Origin of the sequence: Dyella amyloliquefaciens, assembly GCF_004296575.1 — a bacterium.
GTDB classification, from domain to species: Bacteria; Pseudomonadota; Gammaproteobacteria; order Xanthomonadales; family Rhodanobacteraceae; genus Dyella; species Dyella amyloliquefaciens.
In genome coordinates this window covers 519,717-535,827 of record NZ_SAYT01000005.1, presented here as the reverse complement: position 1 = coordinate 535,827, position 16,111 = coordinate 519,717, and the positions used below count along the sequence as shown (strand labels likewise).

The 16,111-nt window shown below is 62.0% G+C and carries 14 protein-coding genes; 5 read left to right on the top strand and 9 right to left on the bottom strand.

Annotated features, from left to right (window positions below):
- From EPB08_RS14185 to EPB08_RS14170, 4 genes are all read right to left on the bottom strand, one after another.
- Positions 1–1,413: a short-chain fatty acid transporter gene (locus EPB08_RS14185; RefSeq protein WP_205746357.1), complete on the bottom strand. Its 1,413-nt coding sequence runs from the start codon at positions 1,411–1,413 to the stop codon at positions 1–3.
- 88 nt (positions 1,414–1,501) lie between these two features.
- A complete protein-coding gene (gene yedA, locus EPB08_RS14180) occupies positions 1,502–2,425 on the bottom strand; it encodes a drug/metabolite exporter YedA (protein WP_130619743.1) in 924 nt (307 codons plus the stop codon).
- A 168-nt stretch (positions 2,426–2,593) separates the two neighbouring features.
- A complete protein-coding gene (locus tag EPB08_RS14175) occupies positions 2,594–3,460 on the bottom strand; it encodes a methylated-DNA--[protein]-cysteine S-methyltransferase (protein ID WP_130619742.1) in 867 nt (288 codons plus the stop codon).
- A gap of 196 nt (positions 3,461–3,656) precedes the next feature.
- Complete coding sequence (locus tag EPB08_RS14170) at positions 3,657–3,929, bottom strand: hypothetical protein (RefSeq protein ID WP_130619741.1); 273 nt, start codon at positions 3,927–3,929, stop codon at positions 3,657–3,659.
- A 78-nt stretch (positions 3,930–4,007) separates the two neighbouring features.
- On the opposite strand from EPB08_RS14170, the gene EPB08_RS14165 reads away from it, so the two are divergent.
- Complete coding sequence (locus EPB08_RS14165; RefSeq protein ID WP_130619740.1) at positions 4,008–4,352, top strand: Rieske (2Fe-2S) protein; 345 nt, start codon at positions 4,008–4,010, stop codon at positions 4,350–4,352.
- A gap of 394 nt (positions 4,353–4,746) precedes the next feature.
- Here EPB08_RS14165 and EPB08_RS14160 read toward each other — a convergent pair whose 3' ends face one another.
- The 5 genes from EPB08_RS14160 to EPB08_RS14140 form a co-directional block, all read right to left on the bottom strand.
- Positions 4,747–6,810, bottom strand: coding sequence for a YjbH domain-containing protein (locus EPB08_RS14160; protein ID WP_130619739.1), 2,064 nt, complete (start codon positions 6,808–6,810; stop codon positions 4,747–4,749).
- 110 nt (positions 6,811–6,920) lie between these two features.
- Entirely contained in the window at positions 6,921–7,706 is a 786-nt protein-coding gene (locus EPB08_RS14155; protein ID WP_229238349.1) for a capsule biosynthesis GfcC family protein, read from the bottom strand.
- Positions 7,703–8,377, bottom strand: coding sequence for a YjbF family lipoprotein (locus tag EPB08_RS14150; RefSeq protein WP_130619738.1), 675 nt, complete (start codon positions 8,375–8,377; stop codon positions 7,703–7,705). Before EPB08_RS14150 ends, EPB08_RS14155 begins: the two co-directional genes overlap by 4 nt.
- A 94-nt stretch (positions 8,378–8,471) precedes the next feature.
- Positions 8,472–9,572: a polysaccharide biosynthesis/export family protein gene (locus EPB08_RS14145; protein ID WP_229238348.1), complete on the bottom strand. Its 1,101-nt coding sequence runs from the start codon at positions 9,570–9,572 to the stop codon at positions 8,472–8,474.
- A gap of 83 nt (positions 9,573–9,655) precedes the next feature.
- Positions 9,656–10,018 carry a hypothetical protein gene (locus EPB08_RS14140; RefSeq protein ID WP_205746355.1) on the bottom strand — a complete coding sequence of 121 codons (363 nt, stop codon included), beginning with the start codon at positions 10,016–10,018 and terminating at the stop codon, positions 9,656–9,658.
- A 339-nt stretch (positions 10,019–10,357) separates the two neighbouring features.
- Here EPB08_RS14140 and EPB08_RS14135 point away from each other — a divergent pair, with 339 nt between their 5' ends.
- The 4 genes from EPB08_RS14135 to wecB all read left to right on the top strand — a co-directional run bounded on the left by EPB08_RS14135 (position 10,358) and on the right by wecB (position 16,101).
- Positions 10,358–10,801 carry a low molecular weight protein-tyrosine-phosphatase gene (locus EPB08_RS14135; protein WP_130619737.1) on the top strand — a complete coding sequence of 148 codons (444 nt, stop codon included), beginning with the start codon at positions 10,358–10,360 and terminating at the stop codon, positions 10,799–10,801.
- 98 nt (positions 10,802–10,899) lie between these two features.
- Complete coding sequence (locus EPB08_RS14130; RefSeq protein WP_130619736.1) at positions 10,900–13,101, top strand: polysaccharide biosynthesis tyrosine autokinase; 2,202 nt, start codon at positions 10,900–10,902, stop codon at positions 13,099–13,101.
- 264 nt (positions 13,102–13,365) lie between these two features.
- Complete coding sequence (locus EPB08_RS14125) at positions 13,366–14,802, top strand: undecaprenyl-phosphate glucose phosphotransferase (protein ID WP_130619735.1); 1,437 nt, start codon at positions 13,366–13,368, stop codon at positions 14,800–14,802.
- Between the two features lie 108 nt (positions 14,803–14,910).
- Positions 14,911–16,101 (top strand): non-hydrolyzing UDP-N-acetylglucosamine 2-epimerase, encoded by a 1,191-nt coding sequence (wecB, locus tag EPB08_RS14120; protein ID WP_130619734.1) that lies wholly within the window; start codon positions 14,911–14,913, stop codon positions 16,099–16,101.
- Positions 16,102–16,111: the final 10 nt, after the last annotated feature.

The window sequence follows — 16,111 nt, the reverse complement described above, 5'->3', positions numbered from 1 at the left end:
CTACGGAATCACCGGCGGCACATACGTCAACGTCAGCCCTAAGGCCCACAGCAACCCCAACACCAGCGGCACATGCACCAGCAACTGCATGAAGGTAAAACCCACCACGTCGCGCGCCTTCAGCCCCAGCACGCCGAGCAGCGGCAGCATCCAGAACGGATTGATCAGGTTCGGCAGCGCTTCCGCCGCGTTGTACACCTGCACGGCCCAGCCCAAGTGCACGTGCAGATCGTTCGCCGCCTGCATCACATAGGGCGCTTCCACCAGCCATTTGCCGCCGCCCGAAGGCACGAAGAAGCCGAGAATCGCCGAGTACGCGCCCATGACCAGGGTGAACGTATCGGTCGACGCGATATGCACGAATAGGCCCGACAGGCGATGCGACAGGGTCTGGTCGCCGAACCCCGGTGCGTGCGTGAGCAACGAGGCAATGCCGCCATACAGTGGAAACTGGATCAGCACGCCGGCCGTACTCGGCACCGCACGTGACACTGCATTGAGAAAACTACGCGGCCGCCAATGCAGCAACAGACCGACGGTAAGGAACAGGAAGTTGTACGTGTTGAGGTTGGCGATGGCCGTCACCGCCGGTTTGGTGGCGAACTCGTAACCCAGCCAACCGAGGCCGAGCAGGCCGATCAGCAGCGACAGCAGCGGGCTGTACTCCAGCCATTCGCCGGGCCGCTGCCGCGGTGGCAGCGCGGGCGTAGCGGTTTCGGTCACGCCGTAGTCATGGGCGGTCCGCGCATTGCTCTCTGATGGAGCGGTGAACCAGCAGATCAGCAGCGAGACCAGGATCAGGATCGTCGTGAGCGCGATCGACTGCCACAGGAAAATCGTCTGGCTGAAGGGCAGCACGCCCGTGATGTTGATCAAGCCGGGCGGCATGCTCTTGGGGTTGGCCTGCAACTGCGCTGCGGAAGACGACAGGCCCATGGCCCACACCGCGCCCAGGCCCAGGTAGGCGGCGGCACCTGCCGCGCGATAGTCCATGCGGAGGTCTTCGCGGCGTGCCAGCGCACGCACCAGCAAGCCGCCAAACACCAGCGAGAAGCCCCACGAGAGCAACGAGGCAAGCATGCTGACCAGGCCGACGTAGCAGATCGCGCCACGGCCGGTGCGCGGTACACGTGCCAATACATCGATGAAGCGAGCGACGATTGGTGCGGTGGCGACCACGTAACCACCGATGACCACGAAGGCCATCTGCATGGTGAAGGGAATCAGGCTCCAGAAGCCGTCGCCGAATGCGTTGACCGTGACGCTGGGCGTGGCCCCGAAGGACAGTGTCGCGATCGCCACGATCACCACGCCCAGGGCAGCGAACACCCAGGCATCGGGAAACCAGCGTTCGGACCAGGCGGCGCTGCGTAGTGCGGCGCGGGCCAGCAGACCTTCGTTTGTGGTGTTCATGGGTGCTCCCCGGCCAAGGACCGAGCCATGGTGAGCGCCCGGCGGCCAGCCGGGCAAGCCGACCATGGTCGAAGCGGAAGCGGCGGCCTCAGCGGGCCGTGCGGCGCTGTCTGGCCAGCGTGATGGCGCCCACGCCAATCAGGATGATCGCCATGCCTGCCAGATCGAACGGGCCAACAGTTTCACCCGCCAGCAGCACGCCGAACAGCACCGCGACCGGAGGATTCACATAGGCGTAGCTGGTGGCCACGGCCGGGCGCGCATGCTTGAGCACGTAAAGGTAGGCGCTGAACGCCACGATGGAGCCGAACACCGCGAGATAGACCAGTGCTGCCGTGGCACGCACCGTCGGATGGGCCGGCAGCCGCTCGCCGGTAGCGAGGCCCACGACCAGCATCGCCACGCTGGCGCACAGCATCTGCGCGGCCGTATTCATCGGGCCCGCAGGCATGTCCTGGCGACGGCTCCAGGCCGAGCCGAAAGCCCAGCTCATGGCGGCGATCAGCAGCGCGAATGCGCCAATGCGCGAACCGGACAGGCTGCCTCCCAGGTTGAGCACGATCACGCCCAGGAAACCGATCATCAGGCCGACCAGCTCGCGGCGCGAAGGCCATTCACCGTACATCCCCGAAAACAGCGCCGCGAACAGCGGCATGCTCGCCACCACGACGGCGGCGATGCCGGAGCTCACATGCTGTTCCGCGAAGCACACCAGCCCATTGCCGAAACCCAGCAGCAGCACGCCGGTGATGGCCGCGTTGCGCCACTGGCGCGGTGTCGGCAAGGCATGGCCACGCAGGCGCAGGAAGGCGAACATCGCCACGCCGGCACCGATGAAACGTACGCTGGCGAGCAGGAACGGCGGATAGCTTTCCAGCGCGAAGCGAATGCCGAGGTAGGTGGAACCCCAGATGATGTACAGCGCAAAGAGCGCCAGCGGCACCAGCAGGCGGCCGTCGGCAACGGGACTCGGCGCCACAGCTGCGGCGGATGTCGAAACGGTATCGTTCATGGGATGGGGTAGGTAGGGAGCATCGCGCGCTGGATGCCAGCCATAGTTTACAGCCATCACAACGTTAATCCGGCCAGGAAGCGGGCGGAAGCGAGGCTTCTGCAAGGCAGCGTTGAGTGGCGCTCAAGTCGAGCCGCGTCGGCTTGCGCTGCTGGTGATGCTGATGCGTCAGGCGGCGGAGCGCGCCGGGTCCTTGCGCTCGCTCGCCAGCAGTTCGCGCTTGCGTTCCACGCCCCAGCGCCAGCCACCCAGCGTGCCATCCTCGCGCACGATGCGATGGCAGGGCACGATCAAGGCCAGCTTGTTGCTGCCGCATGCCCGGCCGATGGCGCGTGCGGCCTTGGGTACGCCGAGTTCTGCCGCGAGTTCGCCATAGCTCTTGGTGGTGCCACTGGGGATACGAGTCAGCGCGTCCCACACGCGCCATTGAAATGCCGTGGCGGCTACATCCAACGGAGGGAGATCCGGCGCGTCCTCTTGGCTCCAGCCAAGTTCGTGCGCGATGCGCGCGATGACCGCATCCAGCCATTCCTCCCGACCTGCATCGACGCGCTGTCGCGTCGCCTGGGGGAATTCATCGGCGAGACGTTGTTCGAGTTCGCGGTCCGTATCGCCGAGCGTCACCGAGCAGATGCCGCGTGAGGTCGTGGCGACCAGCAGGCGCCCGAGTGGCGTTCCCGTGGTCGTGTAGCGTATATCCGCACCTGCGCCGCCCGCACGATAACTCGCCGGCGTCATGCCCAGCAGGCGGTCACTGTGTTCGTAAACGCGGCTGCCCGAACCGAAACCGGACTCGTACACCGCATCGGTGACCGCCGCGCCTTTCCGCAAGGCCGTCTTGAGCTGGCCGAAGCGTCGGGCCCGGTGATACTCGGAAGGGCTCATGCCGTAGTGGCGGCGGAATGCACGCTGCAGATGGCTCGGGCTCAACTGCACCGCATCGGCCAGCGCCTGCAATGTGGGCGCCTCATCGGCACGCTCCACCAGCAGGCGGACCTGTTCGAGGACGGACTCGGTTGCGACACGGGCATTCATGGCGTTGTCCCTGATGCGATGGAGTCAGCCTACGGTCGACCCGGCATCGTCACCATCCGGATCTTGCGCCTGACGCGACCGCTTCATCTTTTGTAGGAGCGCACCCAGTGCGCGATTGCGGGCTGGCGACGTCTTTCTGGCCAAGCGCCTTTCGCGCACTGGGTGCGCTCCTACAGAGAGATAGGTGGGGCTTGCCTCAGTGCGCGGCGTGCCGCGTCTGATGCAGCACGACGTATTCGCCCTCGATGACCTCAGGCTTGTGTGCAGGACGGCCAGCCGGCGATGCAGCGGCGCGCTTGCGCGTCCAATGGCGCAGAGCGAATACCATGGCGCCACCGACCAACAACACGCCAGCCACCACCAGGCCAAAGACCATCAACACACCGACCACCGCCAACCCCACAATAAGCGACAGGGCACGGACCAGCGGATGGCGGGAACGACGCGGCAGGGGCAGCGAAAAACGCATGTGTTAAAAATCCGTGTGGTAAAATCAACGACTTACGTGCGTAACGATGGGGCCTTACGGCCCAAGAGGCAAGTGCCGATGGAAACAGCTACCCCCGACCAGGCGCTCTGCCGGCTGGACGATATTCCCGATGGCGGCGCGATCGCCGTCGATGCCGTGCTGCGTGACGGCGAAGAGAGCGTGATCGTGCTGCGTCGACATGACGCGGTGCGCGCCTATATGAATGTTTGTCCCCATGCGGGCCGTCGTCTCGACTGGGCGCCGGGCAAGTTCCTGATCAAGGACAACCTGCTGATCTGCGCCGCCCATGGGGCGACGTTCCAGGAAGGTGACGGCCTGTGCGTCGGCGGCCCGTGCCGTGGTGAGCACCTGCGCGCCGTATCCGTACGCCTTGCCGAGGGCGAGGTGTGGCTCGACGAGTAGCGCCGAGTCCAGCATCGACTCCCCGCAGCCGCCGCTGCGCAGACTTGCCCTCACCGTCATTCCAGCGAACGCTGGAAGCGCTCCAAGGCAGTCGAATGTTGGTCATCCAGTGCCTGTGGCTTCCGGGGCCCGACGGCAATGTGACGGCGTATCCTTCAGCCTCGGCTCCGGATGCGCAAGACCTTCAGGCGATGTCCAAGTAACTCCATCTGCGCAGGCTCGCCTAACCGTCATTCCAGCGAACGCTGGAAGAGCTTCAAAACAGCCGAAGGCTGGTCATCCAGTGCCTTTGCCTTCGACCTCTCGACGGCTATGCAGCGGCGCATTCTTCGGATCAAGCCCTGGATGCGCAGTACCTCGCTGGCTCATCGCCCGCGTGGTGAGCCCTCGCTCTTTACTCGACCACCTTGTCCAGGTTGTCGTTGAAGTTGTCCAGATCACGGTCGCTGGTGAGCGAATAGAGCGTATAGCGCTTGGCCAGGCGTGCGCCGCCGTCGCGGATCAGCGGATCCCATACGAAGCCGGAACGGCTGGTGGTCGAGCGCGGCAGCAACAGGTCGAACGGAATCGACACGTAGATGCCCTTGTCGAAGCTGCCTTCGCCGAATTGCTGCGCCGAGATATTGGTCTTCGTAGCGTAGGCACCCATGCGCACGCCATTGCGGAACTCGCGCGAGACGTCCAGCGTGGCGCCCCAGTCGCCAGCAAGGAAGCGACCTGCACTCAGCGCCACCGTGATGTCGTGGTCGCCGCCGAGGTCCAGGTAGCCGGTCACGTGTCCCGTCACCACGTGATAGCCGCGGAAGGAGAAATCCTGATCGTAGCCGCGCTGCTTGACCCAGTTGATGTCGGTGCCGATCGCCCAGCGCTCGCCGAAGGGGCGATACAGCACTTCGCCACCGGCGCCACCAAACATGCTTTCGAGCATGCCCGCATAGGCAAGCCCATAGAGGTCATTGCCCAACTGGTGTGATCCCGTCAGCTGGAACACCGGCATGGTGATGGTGGAGCTGGTGATGTACTTGCGCACGTCCGTGCGCACACGCGGCAGTTCGCTGGGCGCGTCGTATTTGAACTTGTCGTAGTTGTCGAACAACGTGACGTTCGCCAGGCCGCTCCACCAGAAATTCGGGGTGAAGTGGTAGTCGAGGTTGTAGACGGCCGAGATCTGGTAAAGCAGGAAGTTGTCCGGACCGCCTAGGCTCTGGCTGTAAACGAGAGCGAACGACTGATCCACGCGCTTGAGCGGTGCGCTATACAGCACTTCTTCGCTGCGCGGCGTCGGAGCGTTCTGTTCGGCGCTTCTGCGGAAATCCGTCAGGTCGATCTCGTGATCGAGCAGCTCATTGAAACGCTGGCGATTGACGCTGGTTTCCGCTGTCGTCAGACCCTCCAGCTGCGAAACCACCGTGAACCAGTCGATGCCCGGTCCAAGCTGGTTGTCGAGAATGCGCGCCGTGCGGCCTACAGCCTTGGCCGAGTAGAAGTACTGTTCCTGCTCGCCACTGACGACCACCTCGCGGCCGCGACGCGTGATGCTCGACACCTGGATGCCGGCGTTCTTGCGCAGCTCACGCGCCACGTTTGCCCAGTCGACCTGTTCGGGATCTTGCGTGGGTTTGGTCGTTACGCGGGTAGCCGGCGGCGGATCCAGTGACTTGGTCGGCCCGGTGCCTTCCGCGAGGTTGGTGTGCAGGGTGAACCCGAACATGACCGTATTGCCGCGCTCGTACGCGAGACTGAGGTCAAGGTAGCGGGTAGGACGAAAAACCGCGCCGACGTTGATCGGTGAGTTCTGCGGCAGATTGTTCTTAAGTGGTTCGTGCTGGTAGTCGTTGCCGTCGTATTCGGCCTTCAGCACCAACCAGTGCCAGGGAGTTTGATAACTAATCCCCCCGAACAGGGCGGTAGGGCCGTGCAGATAGTGGTTTATTCCAAACTTGCCTGCGTTGTTGACAGTACCTACCGGGGCCGGGCGATAGTTGAAGTTATCTCCAAACACGGAGAGCGGGTTCTTGATGTCCCCTCGACCGCCGACGTACCCCCAACCCATGCCGAGGCTGGCATCGATTGGACCAAATCGCTTATTCATCACCGCGTATTCGCCTGAGAACAAGCCTGTGCCGCCAACGTCGCGAGCACCAATGCTCAGATCCGGAAGGTAACGGCTTTCGGCCCATAGCCTGATCTTCAGATCGATCGACTTGTCTTTGTAGCTCTGCGTGCCGCTTAGCGCGTGCGCACCATACAGGCGATTGCTCACGGCGGTATAGCGGAAAATGGCTTCCAGCCATGGCATCGGCTGCAGTGAAATGTTGTAACGGTCGTAAGGATGCACGTGACTGGCCGTCAGCGCCAGCTCACCATCTTCCGCCATGCGCGCAGACGGTGTCTGCCATAGGCCGGTACCACCGAAGTCGCTTTGTGTCGGCGCGTCGTCTGCGTGGGCGACGCTCATGAGCAGGCAGCCCACCAAGGGCAGCACGCAGCCGCAGCGCCGACGGAACCGAGCATGCTGCTTTCGTGAGGTACCAACGCTTCCGGCGGGACGTCCTGCCCGGTACTGCTTCATCGATGTGCTTCCGGGTCGGCAAGCAGCTGCGTCGCCAGGAAGGCAGCCAGTTCGCTATTGAGATCGGGCGCCACGGCGCTCACGTGTCGGTCGATGATGGGCACGTAGAGAATCGCGCCAGGCGCGAGCGATACCGGAGCGCTGCGATTCCAAAGGGCAATGCCCTGCCGGATGACACGGCCATCGGGCTGGATCACGTACATCCAGTCGGCATCGGCTTCGGGAGAAGGCTTGCAGTCGGCCAGATACCTGCGCGCATCCTGCAGGGCGACTAGAGGCAGATCACATGGCTGCAGCACCGCGCCGACCACGCGGATGGTTGAGGGGCGTCGCGGGTAGTAGAGCGTGTCGCCTTCGCCGACAGGGCGATTTTCCTGTGCGTTTACCTCGACCGCGCGCGGATCAAGCAGCGCCACCTGCCTTCCCGTGACGGGCATGGCGTTCAGCCATGTCGCGAGCGTGGCGGCCAGTTGCGCCAAGTTGTCGCGTTCGCCCTTGAACGCCTGCCGCTTCACGCTGTCCAGGTCGAACAACAGCCCGGCTTTTGCGCGCTGCTGTTCGAGCATCAGCGACAGGCGCAGCCAGGCGGCTCCGGCCATATAGGCGTCCGTACGAACATGTGCAGCCAGGGCAGCATCGCTGAGGCGTGCCTTGGCGGGAAGCTGTACGGAGCCAGTGGTGTCTACTGCACCACGCAGCTCCACTTGCGTGGCAGATGCTGCGCAGGAAAAGCCGCCCAACAGCGCAGCGCACATCACGGCGGCGAACAAGCGTGGCGTCATGACGAAGCCTCGCGATACGGCTTGAGTTGCACCAGCTTGAGCGTCAAGCCAGGTAGAACTTCCTGTTCGCTCATCCAGACAAACCCATCCTGCGGGTCCACCCAATACCGGTTGACGGCGTGATAGCCGGCAGCCTTCGCCGTGACATCCTCGGTGACCAGCAGCACGTGGTGAGACGTACCAAGAATGTCGATATCCGCGCTTCCGGACGGCGTGAGCCGGCTCTCCACGGCAACGTCGTAGCGATAGCCGGGGGACCAGTCGTCCTCGCGTTCGAATGTCGCGGGCGCTTCGAGCTTGTGCAGGCCCGTCGCAAACGGGTCGCTGGCCGAGCGCATGCGGCTCGCGTCGAGGTTCTGGATCAGGCCAACCGTCTGCGTGACACGTCCGTGCTCCAGCACGATCACTACGCCGTCCTTGCCGTACCAGAGTTGGCGCTGGCCATCGACGTTGCCGAGAATCACGATGGCATCGCCCGAACCAGCCGTGACATGCATCTGGAACAAGGGTTTGGCCTGCACCTCTTGTGCCGAGGGCGTCATCCTGGGCGCGCCGCGCCATGTCTGGCGGATCGACTCCAGGCTACTGCGCGAAACGTCGGTGCAACCGGCGAGCGCCAGGGAGAACAAGCCTGCCAGGGCGACGGCAACGCGAACGTGCTGGCGCCTCATGGACTCAGCTCATGTGCCGCGCACACGACGTACCCACCGAGCGCGACAAATCGCGCCGGCGTCTGCCGGTGAAGGAGCAGGCCGTGCCGCAACATCAGTGGTCGAGGTTGTACGACGCGTTGGCCGCGTTGCTGATGATGCCCGTGAGCGGCAACAGCTGGGTCAGGAAGCGGTTCCAGCGCGTGACGCCTGCGGGACCAACGAACACCACGTCACCGGGCTTGACCTTGAACTGGTCAGCCAGGATGAAGGCGTCAGGCGAGCGTGCATCGAGCTGATAGACCGTGCCCTTGGCCTGGTCCAGGTTCTCGATGCCGCGAATCACGTAGACCGCCTTGCCCTTCGCCGTCGTCGGGTTGAGGCCGCCGGCGCGACCGAGCGCCTGGGTCAGGGTGAGGTCGGTAGTCTTGAACGTGAGCGGCGCCGGACGGTTCACTTCGCCGATGACATAGATTTCGTGGCGGTCGTTGTACGGCAGGTACAGGCGGTCGCCGGGCTTCAGGTAGATGTCTTGCGTAACCGACTTGTTCTGGCCAAGAGCATCGAGGTCGATGTGGTACTCGTGGCCATCGCGCGTCAGCACCAGCGAGGACAGGTCAGCCTGTTCCGTATTGATGGTGGCGGTGCCCAGTGCCTGCGCGAGCGTGATCGGAATGGCCGTGATCGGCTGCGGGTCGGTCTTGAGGAAGGCGCCCTGCAGCGTGATGCGCTGGCTGCCGTAGCCGATGATGTTGACGTCGACCTGCGGCTGCTCCACATAACGGGCCAGCTTGCTGGTGATGGCCTTGCGGAGCTCTTCGATGGTCTGGCCAGAGACCTTCAGTTCGCCGACATAAGGATAGAAGAGAGTGCCGTCCGAGCGAACCAGTCGGCCGTTTGCCAGCGTCTGCTGCTGCGGTCCCGCGGGCGACGTCAGTTCGGGGTGATCCCATACCGTGATGTAGAGCGTGTCGCCAGCGCCGATGCGATACGACTCGGGTACATAGGCGAGCAACTCCTGTGGCAGCGAGGACGCGGCAACCGCCGCCTTGTCCATCGCGATCTGCTTGGGAGTGATCGTCACGATGTCGACGCGGCTGTTCTCATCCGCCGTGCGCATCATGCTGCTGGTGGACATGTGCTGACCCGGCGCCCAGACGCAGCCGTGCAGCAGAAAAGTCGCGGCGACGAGGGCCACGGCGTTACGTACATTCATGACTTCTACTTTCAGTAACTTGCAGACAGCAAACATCCGCGCCGGACGAATCCGGCGCGGATGCGGTTTTGCCTGAAAAGGACTTAGTGGGTGCCGGTCGTGCCCGTCGTGCCACCGGTACCGCCGGTGCCACCCGTGCCGCCACCGGTGCCCGGAGGCGTGCTCGAGGTGCCCGGGTTGCTGCTGCCGCTGCTCGCCGCAGCTGCGGCTGCGCCGGCTGCCGCCACGACGCCTGCCGCGATGCCGGCAATGGCGCCGGCACTCAGACCACCTGTTGCCGCGGCGCCAGCTCCAGCGGCTCCCGGCGCTGCGCCACCGGCCGCACCAGCCCCGGTACCCGTACTGCCAGCAGCGCCAGCCTGGGCCGGCGGCGGCGTCGGGGCCGACTGGGCAAACGTCTGTCCAACCATGCAGGTCAACAACACAACGGCAAGCAACTTCTTCACAAGAACTCCCTTCGGTAGTGGTTCGGCGCGCATCTGTAACACAACCTTACTGGAAAATGAACGGAACCTGTCATGTATCCAATCCGTGACGGGGCCGCTAAGTAGCAGTTATGATTGTAAGCTGAATGCAAGCCTTATGTCGTGATTTTGTGAAAAAGTGGGCTTGACTGGCAAGAGGGGCTCTGGCCTGTTCGTGTAGGGGAAGGGCTCCATCTGCCAGCCACGAATACCCGGAACACGTCGTGGGTCGTTTGTTACAGGGGTCTGGCATGGATGCGTAGCCGTGGGAGCGGCGACCTCCGATGCCAGTGGTTGTGGTTGCAAGAAGTGTCGGGTGTCGTGTTCAAACGGATCTTGGTTGTCTGCGTGGGGAACATCTGCCGTAGTCCTACGGCGGAATATCTCTTCCGTCATCACCTCTCATCTGCTGGTGCCTCCATCGAGAGCGCCGGCCTGGGTGCGCTCGTCGGCAAGCCGATGGATGCGACGGCCATGCAGTTGCTCAGCGAGCATGGGGTAGATGCCAGTGCGCATCAGGCGCGGCAACTGACGCCAGCCATGTTGCGTGAAGCAGACCTGGTGCTGGCCATGGAGCGCGATCACGTGGCAAGCATGATGCGGATGGCCCCCGAGGCGAGCGGCAAGGTGATGCTGCTCGATCGCTGGGTGCGGGGCGGCGACGTGGCGGACCCCTACCGGCAGAGTCGCGAAGCTTTCGAGCACGTCTACGAAATGATCGAGCGTGCCGTTTCTGCGTGGCTCCCTTATCTGCGTAGTTCCTAGAATTTGTAGGGCGACGCCTACGCATCTTGGCGACGGACGCTCATGTCAAAGATTTCACCGTTTCTTCAACCTTATCGTTTGCACTGGATCGTTTGAGCATGACCGCAACACAGAACACTGCGCAGCAAGACGACGAGATTGACCTGCGCGAGCTGCTGGGCACGTTGATCGACAGCAAGTGGTTGATCGGCATCGTTACGGGTGTGTTCCTGGTGCTAAGCGTCGGCTATGCCGTGCTAGGTACCCCGGTCTACGAGGCCGATGCTCTCGTGCAGGTGGAGCAGAAGGTGCCGGATCTCCCTGGCTTAAGCGCCATCACCCAAACTCTGGGCGCGTCGAGTTCCGAGGCCACAACCGAGATCGCGCTCATCACCTCGCGCTCGGTCATCGGCAAGGCTGTTGATGAACTCAACATGCAGATCGAAGTGGCGCCGTATCACTTTCCGATTTTTGGAGGCTGGATCTCCCGGCACTTCGTGCTGGACGATCCTTCCGATGTCGCCGCGCCCATGCTTGGCCTGAGCCGCTACGACTGGGGTGGCTCGAAGCTCAGCATCTTTAAGATGAAGGTGCCCGCTGCGGTTGAAGACGAGAAACTGGTGCTGATTGCCGGTGAGCAGGGCTCCTACACGCTTAACTACCGCGGCGACGAAATGCTGAACGGCCGAGTGGGTCAGCTTGTCAGTGGGCACGGCTTCAGCATTCAGGTAAGTGAGTTGCGTGCCAATCCTGGCACCCACTTTGCCGTTAGGCATCACACTGCTTTGGCCGTGATCAGCCAGCTTCAGCTGGATATCAATGCAACGGAGCAGGGAAAGGATTCGGGCATCATCCAGCTGACGTATGACCACGAAGATCCGGACCTGGCCGCCGCACTGTTGGATCGTGTGAGCCGCGCCTACGTCAAACAGAATGTGGATCGCAATTCGGCGGAAGCCGCAAATAGCCTCGCGTTTGTGCGCGAGCAGCTGCCGCGTATTCGTCATGATCTGGACAAGGCGCAGGATGCGCTGAATGCTTTCCAGAACAAGGCGCGTTCGGTCGACATCACGATGCAGACCAAGGGTCTACTGGATCAGGCTGTTGCCATCGAAACGAGCATTCAGCAGCTGCGCCTGCAACAGGCGGACATGGAGCGCCGGTTCACCACTGAGCATCCAGCCTACAAGGCGTTGTTGGAGCAGATTGCGCAGTTGCAGGCGCAGAAAAACGGCATCGACAAGCAGGTGGGCGGTCTGCCTGATACCCAACAGGAGTTGCTGCGCCTGACGCGGGACGCAGATGTGCTGAATGCCACCTACACCGGGTTGTTAAACCAGGCACAACAGCTGGACATTGCCAAGGCTGGCACTGTCGGCAACGTGCGCGTGATCGACGAAGCCTCTGTGGATATCTCCAAGCCGGCTAAGCCGAAAAAGGCACTGGTTGTTCTGGGTGGCACCTTGCTTGGTGGATTCCTGGCCGTGGCCTTCGTTCTGCTTCGCCAGATGCTCAGCCGTGGCGTCGAGGACCCATCTGCCCTTGAGGAGCTCGGTCTCTCCGTATACGCATCCATTCCCAGCAGTGAGGCGGAGCGGCAAAGCTTCCTGCAAGGACGCCGCGGTCGCGGCGATGGCAAGCAGAAGCTGCTAGCAGTCAACGCGCCCGCCGATCTCGCCATCGAGGCGCTGCGGAGCCTCCGTACAAGCCTGCACTTCGCGCGCATTGAAGCCAAGAACAACATTCTGATGATCTCGGGTGCAAGCCCTGGCGCCGGTAAGACCTTTATCTCGTCCAACCTGGCTGCTGTGATCGCCAAGGGGGGGCAGCGCGTCCTGCTGATTGACGGCGACATGCGCAAAGGTGCGCTACACACTGTGATTGGCGGGCGTCCCGACAAGGGGCTGTCTGAAATCATCTCCGGTCAGCTGGCGCTTGAGGAGGCCATCCGTCCAGTGCCTGGTGCGGATGGCCTGTCCTTCATCAGCCGCGGCAAGGTGCCACCGAATCCGTCCGAGCTGTTGATGCATGCGAATTTCGGCGACCTGCTGGAAAAGGCGAAGCCGCAATTTGACCTGATCATCATCGACACGCCGCCCATTCTGGCAGTAACGGACGCAGCCATCATGGGACACCATGTCGGTACCAGCCTGTTGGTGGTTCGTTTCGGGGTAAATCAGGCGCGCGAAATTACCTTGGCCAAGCAGCGATTCGAGCAAAACGGTGTGCAGGTCAAGGGTGCAGTGTTCAATGCGGTAGAGCGCAGGAGCACAGGCTATTACTCGTACGGCTATTACGAGTACGGCAGCAATCCCGCTTGAGTTGGATCTGCGAAGCAATATTGAAAAACAGGATGTCATCAATGGGGCCTTAGGGCCCACCTAGTGCGAACAGTCTATTGGTTGCTTGACGCGAGCTAGAGATGATCTCGCAGCTCTTTCACCGGGGGGATGAATGAGGGGCACTGAAATAAAGTGGTTTGGCCCAAGGGATGGGCTGCCTTGCGCGAGCGCGTCGAAGTTGTGCCGAGAAAGGCATGCGGCTGGTTGCGCAGTTGCAATTGAAGTCAAGGACGGAGTGCGCTGATGTTGTCTATTCCTGGTGTCCCGCAATTGAAGCGGGCGGAGTCCCATTTCTTTTCAAAATATGCGGCGCTTCTGGACATAACGCTACGCGTAAGCGACGTGCTGTTCATAGCGCTTGCCGCTGTCGTTGTGTACCGAAGCGAATTTGGTACCGCGGTCATGGATACTCACTACATTTCGGGCCTGATCCGTACGGTATTGCTTGCGCTGGTGATCTTCCCGGCGGCAGGACTCTATCGCAGCTGGCGCGGCGAAAATCGGTTGGCCGAGATTGGTCGTCTTTGGGTGGCGTGGACTGGTGTCATGGTTGTCCTGCTTGCCATCGCGTGGGCCTTGAAGACAACAGATACGTACTCGCGTGTCGCAGCCGGTGCATGGTTCATTGCAACCGGTGCACTGCTGACTTTCGATCGCCTTTTCCTTCGCTGGGTCCTGGGCCGCGTTCGAGCCGCTGGCACCGATTCACGCCGCGTATTGCTGGTCGGTGGAACCCAGGCTGGGCATCGCATAGCCGCTGCGGCACGCAGCAGTGCTTGGCTCGGCCTTGATGTGGTTGGCTATATCAGCACGCCATTCGACCAGGTTGAAATTGCCGGGGTGACCGAGCTCGGTGATCTATCCACACTTGCCGCGAATATCTCGGCATGTGCGCCCGACCAGATATGGATAGCGCTGCCCATGCGTGCCGAAGAGACCATCCAGAAAATCCTGCATATGACTCTGGATACACCCGTCACCGTTCGGTTGGTGCCCGATTTCTTCGGCTACGAACTCATAAATCACCATGCGGCCGCTGTCGCTGGTGTTCCTGTCATCACGTTGAGATCAAGCCGCGTGGAGGGACATGCGGGTGTATGGAAGGCCATCGAAGATCGCTCCATAGCTCTGCTGATGCTGCTTTTGCTTGGGCCGCTGATGCTGTTGATCGCACTTTGCGTCAAGTTGAGTTCGGCGGGCCCGGTGTTCTTCAAGCAAAGGCGCCACGGACTGGGTGGCAGGGAGTTCGAGGTACTGAAGTTCCGCTCCATGCGCATGCACGCGGAAGCAAAGGGGGAGGTAACCCAGGCCAGGCGCGACGACGCGCGCGTGACTCCACTGGGGAGATTCCTGCGATCAAGCAGCCTTGATGAGCTCCCTCAGCTGATCAACGTACTCCGTGGAGACATGTCGATTGTTGGTCCGCGCCCTCATGCCGTCGAGCACAATCGCCAATTCAGCGAAAAGCTTCAGGGTTACATGCAGCGGCACGGTGTGAAGCCGGGCATGACCGGGCTGGCGCAGATACGTGGCTTCCGTGGGGAGACAGACACTACGGAAAAGATGGCCATGCGCGTGCAGTGCGACATCCAATACATCAAGCACTGGTCGATTTGGGTCGATCTGAAAATCATCTTCTGTACACCATTCATTCTCTTGAGGCGTACCAATGCTTACTGAGGCCGAGGAGGCCATATTGGGCTGCGGTCATTCGCTGAATGGCGTGCTGCCGGCTAGGGTGCGTGTTAATCCCCGCTGCTCGGATGGAATTTTTTCGCGGGAAAATAGATGACTATTCGTCAACAAAATATTCTCGTCGTCTTCGGCACCCGTCCCGAGGCGATCAAGATGGCTCCGCTCGTCCGGCGCCTGCAGGCGACCGAGGGCGTGCGATGTGGCGTATGCGTCACGGCGCAACATCGCCAGATGCTTGACCAGGTCCTTGATCTGTTCCACATCACGCCGGATTACGATTTGAATCTTATGCGGGCTGGCCAGACGTTGGGTGGGCTTACGTCGCAGATTCTGACATTGCTTGATCCGGTGTTGGAGGACTTCCAGCCGGACCTTGTCCTCGTGCACGGTGATACCGCGACGACACTCGGTGCCTCGCTGGCCGCCTACTACCGACGGATCTCGATTGGGCACGTCGAGGCCGGCCTGCGCACGGGAGACCTCTATGCGCCTTGGCCTGAGGAAGGAAACAGGAAGTTGACCGGAGCGCTCGCGCTTCACCACTTCGCGCCAACGCAAACATCCCAGCTGAACTTGCTATCCGAAGGTGTAGCGGGCAATCGGATCCACGTAACCGGAAATACGGTGATCGATGCGTTGCATCTGGCTGTCGAGCAGTTGCAGCGTGATCCGCGGCAGGCAGAGCGGATGCGCAGCGAATTTCCGTACCTCTCCGATGATCGCCGGATGATTCTGGTGACAGGGCATCGGCGCGAAAACTTCGGACGCGGCATCGAGCAGATCTGCAGCGCGTTAGCGACTATCGCCACGCGCTACCCGGATTGCCAGATCGTCTATCCGATGCACCTTAATCCCAATGTGCGCGAACCGGTCGAGCGGCTCCTCGGTGGTCTTGAGAATGTCGTTCTGATCGAACCGCAGGAATACTTGCAGTTCGTGTACTTGATGGATCGAGCCTGGCTAATTCTGACCGACTCCGGCGGGATACAGGAAGAAGCGCCCTCGCTGGGCAAGCCAGTGCTTGTGATGCGGGACACCACCGAACGCCCCGAAGCGGTGGCTGCCGGTACCGTCAGGCTTGTTGGAACGGATTCTGATCGTCTGGTCCGCGCCGTGACGGAGCTTTGGGAAGATCCTGCCGCCTACGGCGCGATGAGTCGCGCCCACAACCCCTATGGTGACGGTAAAGCCAGCGAACGGATTGTAGACGTGCTAGTGGCCAGGCATGTCGACTCGATCGAGCAGCCGACCCCTTCGGCCACACTCAATATGCAGCCCGCGTAGAGCGAGATTC

Bases quoted from the DNA above. Each gene is read 5' to 3' on its own strand.
- yedA (WP_130619743.1), bottom strand. From the start codon at position 2,425: ATGAACGATACCGTTTCGACATCCGCCGCAGCTGTGGCGCCGAGTCCC.
- EPB08_RS14170 (WP_130619741.1), bottom strand. From the start codon at position 3,929: ATGCGTTTTTCGCTGCCCCTGCCGCGTCGTTCCCGCCATCCGCTGGTC.
- EPB08_RS14160 (WP_130619739.1), bottom strand. From the start codon at position 6,810: ATGAGCGTCGCCCACGCAGACGACGCGCCGACACAAAGCGACTTCGGT.
- EPB08_RS14155 (WP_229238349.1), bottom strand. From the start codon at position 7,706: ATGACGCCACGCTTGTTCGCCGCCGTGATGTGCGCTGCGCTGTTGGGC.
- EPB08_RS14125 (WP_130619735.1), top strand. From the start codon at position 13,366: ATGTTGTCTATTCCTGGTGTCCCGCAATTGAAGCGGGCGGAGTCCCAT.
- EPB08_RS14150 (WP_130619738.1), bottom strand. From the start codon at position 8,377: ATGAGGCGCCAGCACGTTCGCGTTGCCGTCGCCCTGGCAGGCTTGTTC.
- EPB08_RS14185 (WP_205746357.1), bottom strand. From the start codon at position 1,413: ATGAACACCACAAACGAAGGTCTGCTGGCCCGCGCCGCACTACGCAGC.
- wecB (WP_130619734.1), top strand. From the start codon at position 14,911: ATGACTATTCGTCAACAAAATATTCTCGTCGTCTTCGGCACCCGTCCC.
- EPB08_RS14165 (WP_130619740.1), top strand. From the start codon at position 4,008: ATGGAAACAGCTACCCCCGACCAGGCGCTCTGCCGGCTGGACGATATT.
- EPB08_RS14145 (WP_229238348.1), bottom strand. From the start codon at position 9,572: ATGAATGTACGTAACGCCGTGGCCCTCGTCGCCGCGACTTTTCTGCTG.
- EPB08_RS14130 (WP_130619736.1), top strand. From the start codon at position 10,900: ATGACCGCAACACAGAACACTGCGCAGCAAGACGACGAGATTGACCTG.
- EPB08_RS14175 (WP_130619742.1), bottom strand. From the start codon at position 3,460: ATGAATGCCCGTGTCGCAACCGAGTCCGTCCTCGAACAGGTCCGCCTG.